The organism is Anabaena sp. CS-542/02 (assembly GCF_028331085.1).
Lineage (GTDB): Bacteria > Cyanobacteriota > Cyanobacteriia > Cyanobacteriales > Nostocaceae > Anabaenopsis > Anabaenopsis arnoldii.
The window spans coordinates 1-15,160 of record NZ_JAQMTM010000078.1 but is presented as its reverse complement, the minus strand read 5'-3'; the positions used below and the strand labels follow the sequence as shown (position 1 = coordinate 15,160).

The window sequence follows — 15,160 nt, the reverse complement described above, 5'->3', positions numbered from 1 at the left end:
TCTTTGTCCTGCTTCGTTTTTGATGCTTTCAATCTTGCCATTGTCTGCGTATTTTCTTAAAGTGTTTGGGTGCAATCCCAGTTGTTTAACTGCTTCTCGTAGTGGTACATAAGCCATACCACTATATTAGCATTTATGAGCGTATGTAATTCTATTGTTAGTAAATAACTAGCTATTGGCTGACCTCTCAAGTTTGGCGGGAGTCTTCTTGTATAGTTAGATATTCGCTTAATTGCTCTGACATTTAGCAAAAACTTTTCTAGTTTGCTGCCCATAGGGTATCTAGAACTACAAGAGTATTTTGAACCTGGAACTTTTGGACTCATGGCCAGTCTAACAAATCTGACATAAATATTGAGCTAAGATTCCGCAATTGCCACCAAGACAATTGAATATGTATCATGTCATCTTAAGCTAGGAAATGACTATCCAGTAGTTCTCACACAACCCGTTAACCACTCTACTACAACGCTTTTATATTATTTGCTCCTATGTCTGCACCACACAACAAGATTAAATTTCCTTTTTGGCAATATTTGAATCAACCATTATTTAGTCGTAATTATCAATTAGAACTGAATCCCCGTCGTTTTGCCTATAGGTGGCGCATTGGACTTTTAGAGCGTTGCTTGAATAAAGAATGTGATGCTAAGGGGCCTCAACAGCATTAGGGGAAAATCATCGCTGGGTGTCCTACCTTTGGCGTGAGAATGGCAATTATGCTATTTTTTTGCTGGAATTTTCGGGGAACTGCTAAAAATTCAGCCCGTCTAGAGTGAAGGTAGTTAAGAGAGAATTATGTCGAAAAGCTGTTTTGGCTCCCGTGTACTCACGGTTTCCCATGATGGGATTTTCTATTTAGAATCCCCTGTTACCGAGGTCTGGGAGATTTTGCGATGATTAAAAAAAGTCTTGCTTTGGTTTCCTTGAGTTGGGGAATTGTCTGTGTAAGTAGTATGTTGTGGTCATCTGCGGCTCAGGTTTCCACACCGTCTCGGGTACAACCGCCACTAAAACTCTTACCCGTAAACAGGGACAGCACCCCAAGGGTTGGTTGGTTGGGTTGGGATGAGCAACTTTTTCCAGGGGGTAATCCTAGTTTACCCTTGGGAGATCGCCCGGCTTTGTTGACTGCGATTGATCATAGTTTGAGTTATCTGGAGAAAAGGAGTGCTATAGCGGCCTATCAAAACTATCCGGTTCGGGGAATAACCCATGATCGGGTACGTCGGAGTTTGATTCGTTTCCGCCAGCTATTGGTCAGTTCTAAATCCACTGCTGAACTACAAGTTGCTGTCCGTAGAGAGTTTGACTTTTACCGTTCTGTGGGCAATGATGGCCGGGGTACTGTTAAATTTACCGCTTATTATGAACCTGTTTATTATGCTAGCCGGGTAAGAACTGGAGAATATAGGTATCCTTTATATCGCAGACCACCAGATTTTGATCAATGGCCTCAACCTCACCCGAAACGAGTTGATTTGGAAGGTGAGGATGGTTTACTAGGGGAAACAAGCCGGTTACGCGGGTTAGAAATACTCTGGTTCCGCGATCGCTGGGAAGCATACATGGTACATATCCAAGGTTCTGCCCAAATTGAGTTAACTGATGAGGGTACCAGAACATCTGTAGGCTTTGCGGGGGGAACAGATTATCCCTGGACAAGTATCGGTGGCCAATTGTCTAAAGATGGCAAGTTGGCGGCAAATCAATTGAGTATGCCAGGTATAATTAACTTTTTCCGCAATTACCCCCAGGAAATGAATAATTATCTACCCCGCTGGGAAAGATTTGTCTTTTTCCAAGAAAACCCTGGTAGACCAGCTACTGGTAGTATTAATGTCCCAGTTACAGCGGAGCGTTCTATTGCTACAGATAAGTCTCTCATGCCTGCGGGGGCATTAGCACTGATTCATACTTCACTTCCATATGTGGGTAGCAATGGCCAGATGGAATATCGCACTGTGAACCGCTTCGTCTTGGATCAGGATACAGGGAGCGCCATTAGAGGACCAGGAAGGGTAGATTATTTCATGGGGTCTGGTCAAGTAGCGGGCGATCGCGCTGGTGTTACAGGTGGGAACGGTTCACTATATTACTTACTCCTGAAAAGGTAGGGAGGGGGAATTGGGGATTGGCCGCTGATGATGAGAAAGTTATCATCTTTCCTCCAGTCCCCATTAATCCGGCCGTGTACTCCTCAGTTTCTAATATGGTGGATAATCATCTTCATCTGCGTAAAGATAAGAACTAGAAATCCCAACTGCTGCCATTTTGGGTGCTTCTACTTTAATAGATTCCTTACCAAACTCTTTGTGTTCTTCAAAGGTCTTGCAGATCATTGCTGACTCAGGAGAATCGGAAGCAATCAGGTATTGAGTTAATGTTCCCACTGTGGGATGCTTGTAGTCCACCGTTGAAGCCACCATGACAGTATTGGGTTCAATCCCTCTTTCTTCACACTCAATGATAGGGCAAAAAATCCCATGGGCGTGAAATAATGGACCTTTTGCTGATAAAGGTTGCTGGCGATATACAGCATAAGCCCTTTCCAATTCAGCTATGAATCCACCGATGACTCTTCCTTGCTGAAATTCGCAGTAACTTTTGCTGAAACTTGCTCCCGCTACACCGCTGAGAGTTAATTGTAATGGAGATTCGTGGAGGAACTTTTTATTTTCCCCTACCAAGTAAATGAGGTGGCGAGTAAAGGTTTTAAATTTAAGCTTGTCTGCTAAGAAAGCGTCATAATTTTCTTTAAGAGTACCAAGTTTATGACCAGTTTCCCGGTCTTTAACAGATAAAGGTCCCCGGCGGACTATAACTAATCTGGGAGCATTGCTGATAAAAACTGTTTCTACTCCAGAGCTAAACTCATGCTCTACCTGTTGCCAATTTTCATCGGGCTGAAAGCCTACAGCTGTAGCATTATCTAATTTAATTGCCAATCCATGGGGCTGCATACCATCCATACTATGGCGAGGATTAATCATCTGACACCAGGGGATGATTTGAGAAGGAGGGGCGTTAAATCTATCGTCCTCAAAGTCAAAATTAGCAGATGCTTGCATCGTTTTAGACTATCAAAAGTGTTTTGCTCCCCTCAGTTTAACAGTATGGGGAAGGAGTAAACTGGTGCTGATACAGGGTGTTAATTTTTATTCCCAGTAGCGATTTCAACCAATATTCTCCTGAAATTAAACATAGATTTGTGCTCAAAGGACATATTTACAGCCGTTGTAGCAGATTTAATCCGTGGGTATCAGTACCACAGGTATTCAAGAGCTGATATTCAGCCGCTAAGTGTTGTACCTGTTGTGTTTCCACAGGACTGGTTTTCCAAGGTTTGGGGTTGTTGTAAGCGTAAAAAGTTTCCACGCCGTCAATTCCCCGTGCAGCCGCAGCTGGAATTAATTCAGTATGCGATCGCTTATAACGAGCTGGATGGGCTAAAACTGCCAATCCTCCAGCCGCGTGGATGGATTCAATTATCTTGTCTGCTTGATATTCTAAGCCTACAGCCGGTTTTTTCTGCACATAGGGTTTCATACTAGGATGTTCTGGCTCAAAGGCGTAAGCCAAAATGTGAACTTCTACATCCAGAAGGTTAGCATTAATTTCTACCCCACTCCAGAGATAAGGAGTATTTTCACGGCTATATTCCCGGATTTTTTCTAAATATGATTGTGCTACATAATACCCATCTATACTATGGTGATCTGTAATTGCCAATCCTTCTAGTCCAATAGTGATGGCCTGTTCTATCAATGTAGTTGGTTGCAACCTTCCATCTGAGTGGACAGTGTGCATATGAAAATTGAATAACTGGGGACAGCTGTAGGCATCAACACCTTGGAAGACTTGCCTGAGAATATTTGCACTAGTAGATGTCCTAGCAAAATTTACAACCATAAGCTTTTATCAATGAAAATACTTGATTGTTGATAGATAAACAACACCGCCAGCACTTGAAACTGTGAGTAGTTATTTTTTTTAGCTTTACTAGCTCAATTTTTCAATATGTTAAGACTACCTTAGCAAATCTAAATGCTCATGGTCATGAGTATTTCCAATTACTCATATTAATAAATGTGATACTAATTACTAATTTATTTAAGTACTGAGATAATAGTAGATGAAATGTTGTACATCTTTACATAGAGCTAACTATTGACTGAGTTGGGCGAAAATTGTTTCCCAGTTAATTACATATGGTCGTGTGCCTTTGTTAACTAAACTAAAGGCTTGGTTGGCTGCATCTGGGTAAAAAATAGATTCTACACAAGCAGCAGCTACGTCAATACGGCTAGCATCTCCTGTTAAGTTGTCACCAGTCTCAACTACTACCCCTTGTTTACCTCCGGTCTTAGCTTTGAGTAAGGTGTTAAGGTCATAGGATGTATAGGGGCCATCAATCAGGCGTCCGGGACGGATAATAGTATAAGGTAATCCAGATGTGATGATGGCTTGCTCTGCTTGCTGCTTGGCATCAAGTACGCCAAAGGCATTGAGAATATTAAAAGGTGGTTGGTCTTTACGATCAACTCCCACAGAAGAGACGAACACGAAGCGTTTGAGATGGGGTGGTGCTGCTGATACTAAGTTGCTCACTCCTTGAGCATCTACTTTAACTGGGTGATTTTTGGCTCTTGTATTTCTATATTCACTATCAATCAATATCCTTCCCCATTCTAGTAAGTTAGGTTGGGGGTCAAATTCCCATCTCTGGGAGGGGAAAGCAGTTGTGCCAGTACAACAGATAATGTAGTTAATATCTTCCATAGCTGGGGTGAGGGTGGTTAGATCACGGATATCACCCACAGCAATTTCTACTTGTTGATTAAACATTTTTGTGGCTTGGGCTGCGTTGCGGGTGAGAAGACGAACCTTCATACCCTTTTGCAGCAAGTACGCGGTGACCAGTTGACCCACGCCACCAGTAGCACCAGCAACTAGTACTAAATCGTTAACTGAGGCTGCAAGAGAAGTCATAAACTGATGTTAAAGGTGTTTATCTAATTTAATTAATATTTTGGCACGATGTTTCTGCCTGGAGAAAGCGATCGCAAAAAAAAACCGGTTAAAATAACCGGGGGTGTTCATTAAGGCAGTTAAAGATATTTTCCCCGACAGTGTAGAGAATTTCTGTATAAATAGTTATAATATTCCTCTTTACCACCACAGCGGGGACAATTCCGGAAAACCAGCTAAATTTTCCTGGTATTCACTCAACCCAGACTGCAGAGCTTTCCTACTTGTTCCTACCCAATACCCATTAACCTGGAAAATGTACTAAAATCAATGACTTGAGTCACAAAGAGAGCAATCATGGCATCCATCCGCGAGTTGCACGAACAGTTAATTAAAAAAGAATTTTCTGCTGTTGAAATTACCCAAAAAGCCTTAGAGCGTATTCAAGCATTAGAACCGAAATTACACAGTTTCTTGCACGTCACCACAGAAAAGGCGTTAGAGCAGGCTCTTGCTGTGGATGCGAAAATCGCCGCTGGGGAAGAAATAGGACTCCTAGCTGGTATTCCCATAGGAATTAAGGATAATTTGTGTACCCAGGGGGTTCCCACTACTTGCGCTTCTCGAATTTTAGAAAATTTTGTCCCGCCTTATGAATCAACAGTGACACAAAAACTGATTGATGCGGGTGCGGTACTGATTGGTAAAACGAATTTAGATGAGTTTGGTATGGGTAGTTCTACTGAGAACTCCGCCTACCAACTTACTAATAATCCTTGGGATTTATCAAGGGTTCCAGGTGGTTCTTCTGGGGGTTCGGCGGCAGCGGTAGCAGCTGATGAATGTGTTGCGGCTCTAGGTACTGATACGGGTGGTTCTATCCGCCAACCAGCATCTTTTTGTGGTGTGGTGGGGATAAAACCAACTTATGGGCTGGTGTCTCGCTATGGTGTGATAGCTTACGCCTCTTCTTTGGATCAGGTGGGTCCCTTGGGACGGACGGTAGAAGATACTGCTATTGTATTGAATGCGATCGCAGGTTACGATCCCAAAGACTCTACTAGTCTGAAAGTGGAAATTCCCAACTACACCGCCAATTTAACACCAGATTTCCAAGCCCGAAAGCTGCGAATAGGGGTGATTAAAGAAACCATGGCTGATGGTTTAGATGCTGTGGTAGAAAAGGCGGTCAGTCAAGCCATAGAGCAACTAAAGAGTTTGGGGGCGGAGATTTCGATGATTTCCTGTCCCAACTTCCGCTATGGCGTACCTAGCTACTATATTATTGCTCCCTCGGAAGCATCCGCTAATCTGGCTCGCTACGATGGTGTAAAGTATGGCTTCCGGGCTGAAGATGCAGATAATCTGCTATCTATGTATACTCGCACCCGTTCCACTGGTTTTGGTCAAGAAGTGAAACGGCGGATTATGATTGGTACTTATGCTTTGTCTGCTGGCTACTATGATGCATACTATCTGAAGGCGCAAAAAGTCAGAACTTTGATTAAACAAGACTTTGAAAATGCTTTTGAGCAGGTTGATGTGTTAGTTTGTCCAACTGCTCCCACCACAGCATTTAAAGCAGGGGAGAAAATTAGCGACCCCCTAAGTATGTATTTAAATGACTTGATGACTATCCCTGTCAATCTTGCAGGTTTACCGGGTTTAAGTGTACCTTGTGGTTTTGATGACCAGGGATTACCCATTGGGTTGCAGCTGATTGGCCGGGTACTCGGAGAAGAGCAACTATTTCAAGTGGCTTATGCTTATGAGCGATCCACTAATTGGCTAGTAAATCAGCCTCAACTCTAGGTGCAAAACCCCACCCTATGGACTATATTCAGGGTGGGGTAGCTCGCAAGGATATTTGTTAAAATATAAATTAAAATATATATATCTTAACAAACGGCAATTTTCAATGCAATTGAGTTTCAAGCTACTACTGTCAGTAGAAATAATTGTTATCATTGCCTACTTTGCCATCTGTCTATTTCTGTTTGTCAGACAGACTCGGTTAATTTTCTTTCCTTCTGGTGTAATTGAAAGAACACCGGAGATTTTTAACCTCCCCTATGAGGATGTCTGGTTACCTGTTAAAGGTAGGAATGGTAAGACAGAACTGATTCATGGTTGGTGGATTCCATCCCCGGAACCAAACCCTAATGTGTTGCTGTATCTCCATGGTAACGCCATCAATGTTGGCGCTAATGTTGGTCATGCTCGTAGGTTGCATCAACTGGGTTTTTCTGTGCTGCTGATTGATTATCGGGGGTATGGTCTGAGCGGAGGTGATTTTCCTAACGAAAAGCGGGTTTATGAAGATGCATCTGTTGCGTGGAATTACTTGGTAAATGAGAAGCAGATTGTACCAGGTAAAATATTTATTTATGGGCATTCTCTGGGGGGTGCGATCTCCATTGATTTGGGACTCAAACAGCCACAAGCAGCGGGTTTGATTGTGGAGAGTTCCTTTACCTCTATCCGGGATATGGTGGATTACAGGAATTTATTTTGGATGTTCCCGGTCAACTTAATTTTAACCCAGCGCTTTGAATCCATCAACAAAGTACCCCAGTTAAAAATACCGGTGTTATTTATCCATGGCATGGCTGATACAAGTGTACCATCTTTCATGAGCCAAAAGCTTTATCACGCTGCTCCCGAACCGAAAAAGCTGCTGTTAGTCCCCAGTGCGGAGCATGATAATACGGCGATTGTTGCTGGTGAGGAATATCTACAATGGGTGATGTCTTTTGTGCAAGGGGTGAAAGGTGGGAGGATTTTGACTAATAGTGAGCATCAATCAGTCAATTAGGTGGTAATATTATATATATTGGGTGCTGGTAGATAAAAATACTTGAGCATTTCGCGTCAAGCCTTAATAATATAACTTTCTGGGCTTAATGGCTTGTGCGGGATTTCCTGCATAAATAGTCATTGATGCTAATGATTTAACAGCTACTCCACCCAGAGTTAATACAGCACCTTTACCGACAGTCACCCCAGGGCCAATTATTGACTTAGCAGCAATCCAACTACTTTCCTCAATATAAATTGGGGCAATTTTTAATTCAAAATCAGGGTGATTCCAGTCATGATTACCTGTGCAAAGATAGACATCTTGAGATATGCAAGCATGACTTTCTATAGTCACATGAGCTAGGTTATCTATCCAAGCATTTTCACCAATCCAGACATAATCACCGACAGTTAACCGCCAAGGAAATTTTACCCGCACTTTTGGTTTTAGGCGTACACCTTGACCAATAGTAGCTCCAAAAATGCGGAGTATCTGCACTTTGACCGATGAAATGGGTAACCAAGAACTTTCAAATAGAGGTGAACCGAGGAAGTACCAGCACAGTTGTTGCCAATAGGGAGCACCGGGGGTATAGTTACCGAGGGTGTAGTTATCTAATCGCATGCTTGGAATAAGGAAATTGAGAGTTAAAGCTGGTTCTGGTAGGACTTGAGACCATCCACAATAGGAGGTATTTCCGCGCCTTAAATTTATTCGGGATTAATCCCCATTTCTTGCAGTCTGGCGGCTAATTTAGCGGCTTTTTCTTCCGCTTGTTCAGCCCTTTGACGTTCTTGTGCTACTAATTCAGTTCCCCAGGGGAGTAAATTACCGGATTCATCCCACCAGCGCAACCAAAAGCTGACTATCTCTGCTTTTTTCCCTCTCCATACACCCAAAAACAGGTTTAATGCTACCAAGTAAAATCTTCCCTGTTCATCGGGGGATTGTTGCTGGTATTTACCGTCTGTTAAATGATAAACATCTAAGGTTCCGGTTTGAGGATGGAAGATCACATATACAGGGACTTTTAAAATTTGTTCATAAAAATACCATTTACCATAGGGATAATGGGGATTAATAGAATATTCTCCCCCCTCTGTAGCGGAGATAAATTCCATCACAATGGCGGGGGGTTCTCCTTCGGCGTGGGGGGTATAACTGCGGCGGACTTCCCCATCTGGGAGGGGATGAGCTACAGGTATATAAACCCTGTCGGGGGCTTTGACGATGGTTTTGTCGCCCACGGTGGCGCATAGCCCAAAATTGGAAGCAATGAGCATGGATTCTAAGATTAATCCAGCCAGTTCTAAGGATTCTCGCAAAGCCGCAGCCAGGAGGGGTTGGAGATTACTTTCCACTGGTTCGTCTGGTAGGGGAAAATCCGCAGGTAGTTTTTCCCATCTCACAGGGGGTAACCTGTGTAAGGGATGGTGTTGTGTAACCGTCATGGTTTTAAGCAATGGCTGTTGATGTATTGTATCACAGATGGTTATCTACACATTAAGTATGTTTAGTAGTTATCCACACATTAGGTATAATCGATAGATAGTTATCCACACGGGAGCCAGGGAATAAATTCCCTGTCTAAAAGCTAAAGTCGGTTAAAAACCGACTGGTTTTGTGTTTGGTGATTATGGTGTTTTGGGTTGGAGTGGAGGTGGCGGTAAATCGGTTTATTTTGCTAATAATGCAATTGTGGTTCTGTTAAAAACCGACTGGTTTTGTGTTTGGTGATTATGGTGTTTTGGGTTGGAGTGGAGGTGGCGGTAAATCGGTTGCTTGTTCTTATAATGAAATTGTATTCTACAAGAGACAATTAAGGGAGAATGGAAATGACAAAATAAATATGGTTTTCAATTCCACTGATAGCATGAATAATACAAACTAGATGATCAGCATGAGCAATTAAATAACCATATGCAGCGCATTTTCTATAGCAAGAGTAATTAAGGTTTTACCTTCTTTAGTCGCCCCAATAATATGATAATATAAACGCCATAAAACCATAATTAAATTGACAAATCACACAAAAATCCTCAACCATCTTCCTCTTCCTAGTCGGTTTTTAACCGACTTGAGCTTTGAGACGGGGAATTCATTCCCCGGTCCCCCGTGTGGATAACTATCAACTATGGCTTGGGTGTGTGGCAGAAGTGTTGAATCCTGCAATAAAACTTTACAATTTTTGCGTTTTACCCAGATAAAGTTCATTGTCTATTAAGAATAGAGTCATTAATTGATCAAATTTTGGATCACCAATGCCAATGCACAAGGACGGTCAACAGTCAACAGTCACCAGTCAACAGTCAACCTTTAATTGTTACGCAGAATTGATTATTTACCCCTTTCATTGAAACTAGCTTCTATTAAATTTATACTGAGCAAAATTTCTGCCAATACTCGCTGCAATGCGTAATATAAACCATATTTACCATCTAAAATGCCTCCTTTGACAATCAGGCAGTACACTAGTATAATTAATGGGGCGATGATTTTTAGCTTACGCAGGCGATCGCCTAAACTGAGTTCATGATTGGGGGTTTCTAGGAGTTTTTTGGACTCAATCACCATGTAACGTTGTTGCGCCCATAACCAGCGATTTAATGGTTTGCGATCGTCGTGGTGAATGTATCCTATTAGTTGACTAGAGTTACCTCGATTTTTTAGTAGTTGTGTGTGACCATCATCAATATATATTGTTTTGTCTTTGCGAAAGAGTACCTCACGGGGTGGGAGTATGGTACCTCTTAAAGGTTTACCAAATACACAATATTTAAATCTGGCAAAGTAGCCGTCAATGGTATTATCTAGAGGTAAATCTTTAATCTCCCTAATTAGTTCATCGGTTAAGATATAATCAGCATCCAGAGATAAAACCCATTCTGATTTAACTTGCTCTAAGCCATAGTTCCATTGAGTAGCGTGGGTATCAAATTTGCGTTTAAATACGGTGATTTGGGGATAATTTGAGAGTATTTCTAAGGTTTGATCTGTGCTGTAACTATCAATGACAATAATTGTTTTTGCCCAGGTGAGTTTTTCTAAGGTGCGATCGATGTTGGGGGCTTCGTTGTAGGTGAGGATGAGGGGGGTAATTTGTTCTAGCATAGTTGGGGTAAATTTAAGCTCTCCCAAGTATAATTATCAAGGATAAGTGGCGGGCGATCGCTGTTTTAAAGTTTTTAAGTGTTATTCGCTGAGTTTAAGTAGCAACTTTTAGTCGGTTTTTAACCGAATTAAGCTTTTGTAAAGGTAATTTATTACCTAGTACTATGTGAATTTGCTCTCATAACCCTGTTATACTGAGTATAAATCCTATATTAAATGGCATATCCTCATATTTTCCCATAATTGCCCCAGCAATCAAGAAAATAAAATGACTAAATACATATAAAGGATATATTCTGGCGACTCTCCTCAAGAAGAATTCTTTCCAGGGAAATTTATTGTAGTTAGAAAATGTGTTCTTTTTTATAGAGAGTGTTAAGCCAAATCCACTCAAAATAATAAAAGTAGTCACCCCTAGATAACCAAACCTTGCTAAAGTATGAATGCTAAAAGTAGCATTAATTGCTGGTATCATAAGTTTATCTATGTGATACCAACAAATCCAGATAATAGTTAATCCCTTGAGTGCATCTAAAAGATGATGATCTATAGAATAGATATATTCTTTATTATTCATTTTATTTCTGTATGATATTAATGCAAATTATTCATCATTTAATCAATCTGGCAGAACATAACATGGATTTCCAAAAATACGGTATTCTTCCAGCAAATTTAAATTTTATATCTTCATATCCCTCTGAAATCAGCAAAGTTTTCATTGTTACGACAGAAAAAAACTTGATATGTCCACCATCCCAAAGAGCAGTGAAGTGTTTATCCATTTTTCCAGAGATAGCCAGGGCTAAATTTTTCAAATAACCATGATAGGGTGTAGTCAAAATTAACCGCCCATTGGGTTTGAGTAGTTGTTTATTATTCGTAACTAAAGCTTTAGGGTCAAATAAATGCTCAATTACCTCGCAGGAAATAATAATATCAAATTCCCCTCCTATTTCTGTATAGGGTAAATCATATATACTTCCCTGGATAAAACGACAATCAGGAAATTTTTCTTGGGCTAATTGCACACCTGATTTAGACTCTTCCACGGCGATAACTTCATACCCTTGCTGTGCGATTAAATTACTTAAACTCCCATTGCCACAACCAATATCTAAAATGCGTGGTTTTGGTTGATTTTTGAGGGGGGGGGAAGCAGAATAGATCATTTCTAATAAAGGATTAATCAGATATTTATGATGGTGTCCGCTGTCAGCATTGGCGTAGTAATATTCGTGTTTATTAGACATTAAATATTTCTCCTTTAAATATTTTTTTTTAATTTATACACGGCATAAATTACGTAGCTAAAGGTGTAATTCGGTTAAAAACCGATTGGTTTTGGGCTGGCGTGGAAATTGGTCTAAATCTGTTGCTTGTTCTAATAATGAAATTGTGGTTCCGTTTATAATGATGGATTTTTTGATTATTAACATAATCTATGGCTGTGGATAATTTATGACAACCTAGGGAAAATATACCATATCCTTCTTGCCAGGTAAATTTTTATGGTAAGTTTACCAGCGATCCCATCCCATGTATCCCATGTATAATTATCATAAATGCCCCGGGTCGATCGCCCTAGGTTGGGGTATCTTGGCAGCAGTAAGACAAAGGCTGAACTGGTGAATAGGTAAGGATAACTAAGGTTGAATTTAGTCATGACTTGAGTTTACCGTTGCTGGCTGTGCAAGACAACCCAAACCAAATCAATGTTAGTTAAACTTAGTTAAATTAGTAAGCATCGGGATTCAATCGGAGGAAATATGACTGAATCGACATTGCTAAACTTAGATCAATCGACACCAGATTCAACCCCAGATTTTGTTAATCCCCCCACCCAGGATGAATTACTGTATGATGACGGCATCCCCATGGAAACCTATCGCCATAAACTGCAAATGGACTTACTAGTTGATCCCCTAGCTGCTTGGCTGGGGGATAAAGATGCCTTTGTAGGGGGTAATATGTTTGTTTACTTTAGTCCCCATCAATTGAAAAACCATGATTTTCGTGGTCCTGATATGTTTGCTGTGTTGGATGTTCCCAAGGGAGAGCGCAAATGCTGGGTAACTTGGGAAGAGGGTAAAGGTCCCGATGTGGTAGTAGAATTGCTATCCTCTAGCACTGCTTCGAGAGACAAGACAGACAAAAAAGAAATATACCAAAACAGGCTGAGAGTACCAGAATACTTTTGGTATGATCCTTTTAATCCCAATGAATTTGCTGGTTTCATCATCAGGGATCATGGATATGAACCAATCATCCCCGATGAGCAAAACAGGCTCATCAGTCAAAAATTAGGTTTAGCCCTAGTGCATTGGGCGGGAGAATTTGGGGGAGCTAATGCCGTCTGGGTGCGTTGGGCAACTTTAGATGGGGTTCTACTACCTACAGCCCGTGAATTAGCTCAACAAGCGCAGCAAGAAGCTCAACAAGCCCAGCAAGAAGCCCAACAAGCACAGCAAAGAGCAGAGGCTGCGGAATTGTTACTGGCACATGAGCGCCAACAAAGGGAGGAATTGCTGGCAAAATTACAGACAATGGGGATAAATCCTGAGCAACTTTAGAGGCTGTTTTATAAATTTTCAACAGGTATAGCAACCGCCAAGGTGGTTAGGACATAAACAGAAGATAAAACCATTGAAATTCAAGGCTTCCCCCTGCCATCACAGGGGTAGGTTTTTTTGCGGAGGTGCTTCACTTTGATACATGATTCATTCGGGTGCGATCGCCCATTTTTGAGAAGCATTATTATAGAAATTTCACAGGGACATTACTAATTTTAATCAGGAAGAAATTCTGGATCAAGTATATCATCGGCAGAAAACGGACAACTTTCAGGAAAAAGATGAGCAGGTAATTCACTTTTTTTGATAGCCTGTCTTCTGGCTTTAACATAAATTTCTTCAATTTCTTGCAAGAAATAGTTATACAACGTTTTAGACTTTAACAATAACTCAAGCTCAAATCGAAAGTTATCAATTTCATTTTGCCAACCTTTAGCACAGTATTCTTTTTCAGATTTCCAATACTTATACAACAATAAGTGAATGAGCAATTGACGCAGGTAACTGTCAACTTTCCGCCTTTGTTCATTACCCAAACTGAGAATTTCCTCCTTTAAATGTAAAAAATCTAATTCCTCAATGCGATTATTTTCTAGTAATTTATAGGTTTCTTCCAGCCAAAGGAAATAATCTTGTTCGTAAAGAGCATTAATGGTGTTCATGAAAGCACCTAAGTATTGTTTACTCTATTATAATTTTTTGACGAATGCGATCGCCAAGCAGAAATGCTTTTTTCGGTTAATTTTCTTTAAATTTCATCTAAATTTACACCCAAAGCCCGCAACTTTTCAGCTAGTTTGTCTGCGCGTTGTTTTTCCTGTTCTGCGCGTTGTTTCTCTTGTTCTGCGCGTTGTGTTTCCTGTTCTGCTCTTTCAGCAAAAGTAGGAATCCAATCACCATTTTCATTATACCAACGTAGCCACAAACCTTCTGTATCTTGATATTTGCCTGGCCAAACTCCTACTCCTAATTTTAATTCAGAAAACCAAAATTTTGGTTCTGCAAGTTCTACGGCTTGATATTTTGTACCAACTAATTGGAATACTCGTAATTTATTTTCATACCTATCAAAAATCACATAATAGGGCGATCGCAAATACTGTTCATAAGCTTCCCATTTTGTCGGTGGTTTATTCGCGCTTCTTGATGTTTGTCCTAAGTCTTCTGCTTCTGTACCTGGTGATAATAATTCTACTATTAAAAATGGAACTAATACTTCCTGCCAAACTACATAACTCAACCGCATATCTTCTTGTTTTTTGGAAGCAGCCACACCTAAGACTAAAAACCAATCCGGTCTTTTATACCATGAATAATGACGACCATCATAGTATAAGTTTAAATCTGTACCAATGAACATTTCCTCCTGGGGGTAGATAGGAGATTGACAGGTTTCCCGTAATAATTGCGGTTGAAAGTCATGAAATTCGTCTGGCAACCCTGGCTCCTCTGGATCTTCACTAGGTAAATCATACATTGTGGGCATGGTTTCCCATGGTGGGCGAGGATGAATTGTGGAGTCTAATTCATCAATATCCTCACTGGGTAAATCATACATGGTGGGCATTGTTTTTTGCGGAGGTGCTTCACTTTGAGACATGACTCATGCTCTCCTGACTGTTGACTGTTGACTGTTGACTGTTGACTGTTGACTGTTGACTGTTGACTGTTGACTGTTGACTGTTGACTGTTGACTGTTGACTGT

General features: G+C 40.9%; 16 protein-coding genes and 2 pseudogenes. 5 read left to right on the top strand and 13 right to left on the bottom strand.

Going from position 1 to position 15,160, the window contains the following annotated elements:
* Positions 1–117: MerR family DNA-binding transcriptional regulator (locus tag PN447_RS18625; RefSeq protein WP_334311092.1), on the bottom strand; the 117-nt coding region annotated here is incomplete at its 3' end.
* Positions 118–491: 374 nt separating this feature from the next.
* On the opposite strand from PN447_RS18625, the gene PN447_RS08925 reads away from it, so the two are divergent.
* Positions 492–671 carry a hypothetical protein gene (locus PN447_RS08925; RefSeq protein ID WP_271734305.1) on the top strand — a complete coding sequence of 60 codons (180 nt, stop codon included), beginning with the start codon at positions 492–494 and terminating at the stop codon, positions 669–671.
* A 225-nt stretch (positions 672–896) separates the two neighbouring features.
* A complete protein-coding gene (mltA, locus tag PN447_RS08920; protein ID WP_271762444.1) occupies positions 897–2,117 on the top strand; it encodes a murein transglycosylase A in 1,221 nt (406 codons plus the stop codon).
* Between the two features lie 90 nt (positions 2,118–2,207).
* On the opposite strand, the gene PN447_RS08915 is transcribed toward mltA, so the two are convergent.
* The 3 genes from PN447_RS08915 to PN447_RS08905 all read right to left on the bottom strand — a co-directional run bounded on the left by PN447_RS08915 (position 2,208) and on the right by PN447_RS08905 (position 4,992).
* Positions 2,208–3,071: a DUF5895 domain-containing protein gene (locus PN447_RS08915; RefSeq protein WP_271762442.1), complete on the bottom strand. Its 864-nt coding sequence runs from the start codon at positions 3,069–3,071 to the stop codon at positions 2,208–2,210.
* A gap of 157 nt (positions 3,072–3,228) precedes the next feature.
* A complete protein-coding gene (locus tag PN447_RS08910) occupies positions 3,229–3,912 on the bottom strand; it encodes a PHP domain-containing protein (protein WP_271762440.1) in 684 nt (227 codons plus the stop codon).
* A 255-nt stretch (positions 3,913–4,167) separates the two neighbouring features.
* Positions 4,168–4,992 (bottom strand): SDR family oxidoreductase, encoded by an 825-nt coding sequence (locus tag PN447_RS08905; RefSeq protein ID WP_271762439.1) that lies wholly within the window; start codon positions 4,990–4,992, stop codon positions 4,168–4,170.
* A 336-nt stretch (positions 4,993–5,328) separates the two neighbouring features.
* Between PN447_RS08905 and gatA the strand changes: the two genes are divergently transcribed.
* Together gatA and PN447_RS08895 are read left to right on the top strand one after the other, a co-directional pair.
* Entirely contained in the window at positions 5,329–6,783 is a 1,455-nt protein-coding gene (gene gatA, locus PN447_RS08900; protein WP_271762438.1) for an Asp-tRNA(Asn)/Glu-tRNA(Gln) amidotransferase subunit GatA, read from the top strand.
* Positions 6,784–6,889: 106 nt separating this feature from the next.
* Positions 6,890–7,786, top strand: coding sequence for an alpha/beta hydrolase (locus PN447_RS08895; protein ID WP_271762437.1), 897 nt, complete (start codon positions 6,890–6,892; stop codon positions 7,784–7,786).
* 63 nt (positions 7,787–7,849) lie between these two features.
* Here the strand turns inward: PN447_RS08895 and PN447_RS08890 are convergent, their stop codons facing one another.
* From PN447_RS08890 to PN447_RS08865, 7 genes and pseudogenes are all read right to left on the bottom strand, one after another.
* On the bottom strand, positions 7,850–8,395 hold the full coding sequence (locus PN447_RS08890) for a WcaF family extracellular polysaccharide biosynthesis acetyltransferase (protein ID WP_271734297.1): 546 nt from the start codon (positions 8,393–8,395) through the stop codon (positions 7,850–7,852).
* An 86-nt stretch (positions 8,396–8,481) separates the two neighbouring features.
* Positions 8,482–9,222 carry a Uma2 family endonuclease gene (locus tag PN447_RS08885; protein ID WP_271762436.1) on the bottom strand — a complete coding sequence of 247 codons (741 nt, stop codon included), beginning with the start codon at positions 9,220–9,222 and terminating at the stop codon, positions 8,482–8,484.
* A 371-nt stretch (positions 9,223–9,593) separates the two neighbouring features.
* Positions 9,594–9,781, bottom strand: a pseudogene (locus PN447_RS18710) (transposase); the annotation flags it as partial.
* 327 nt (positions 9,782–10,108) lie between these two features.
* Positions 10,109–10,882, bottom strand: coding sequence for a glycosyltransferase family 2 protein (locus PN447_RS08880; protein ID WP_271762434.1), 774 nt, complete (start codon positions 10,880–10,882; stop codon positions 10,109–10,111).
* A 178-nt stretch (positions 10,883–11,060) separates the two neighbouring features.
* The gene (locus PN447_RS08875) at positions 11,061–11,459 is read right to left on the bottom strand and encodes an acyltransferase family protein (protein WP_271762433.1); all 399 of its coding nucleotides are present in this window, start codon (positions 11,457–11,459) and stop codon (positions 11,061–11,063) included.
* 34 nt (positions 11,460–11,493) lie between these two features.
* Complete coding sequence (locus tag PN447_RS08870; RefSeq protein WP_271762431.1) at positions 11,494–12,135, bottom strand: methyltransferase domain-containing protein; 642 nt, start codon at positions 12,133–12,135, stop codon at positions 11,494–11,496.
* 57 nt (positions 12,136–12,192) lie between these two features.
* Positions 12,193–12,391, bottom strand: a pseudogene (locus tag PN447_RS08865) (IS200/IS605 family transposase); the annotation flags it as partial.
* A 260-nt stretch (positions 12,392–12,651) separates the two neighbouring features.
* Between PN447_RS08865 and PN447_RS08860 the strand changes: the two are divergent.
* On the top strand, positions 12,652–13,455 hold the full coding sequence (locus PN447_RS08860) for a Uma2 family endonuclease (protein WP_271762429.1): 804 nt from the start codon (positions 12,652–12,654) through the stop codon (positions 13,453–13,455).
* 215 nt (positions 13,456–13,670) lie between these two features.
* Here the strand turns inward: PN447_RS08860 and PN447_RS08855 are convergent, their stop codons facing one another.
* A complete protein-coding gene (locus PN447_RS08855) occupies positions 13,671–14,117 on the bottom strand; it encodes a DUF29 domain-containing protein (RefSeq protein WP_271762427.1) in 447 nt (148 codons plus the stop codon).
* 86 nt (positions 14,118–14,203) lie between these two features.
* The gene (locus PN447_RS08850; protein WP_271762425.1) at positions 14,204–15,055 is read right to left on the bottom strand and encodes a Uma2 family endonuclease; all 852 of its coding nucleotides are present in this window, start codon (positions 15,053–15,055) and stop codon (positions 14,204–14,206) included.
* Positions 15,056–15,160: the final 105 nt, after the last annotated feature.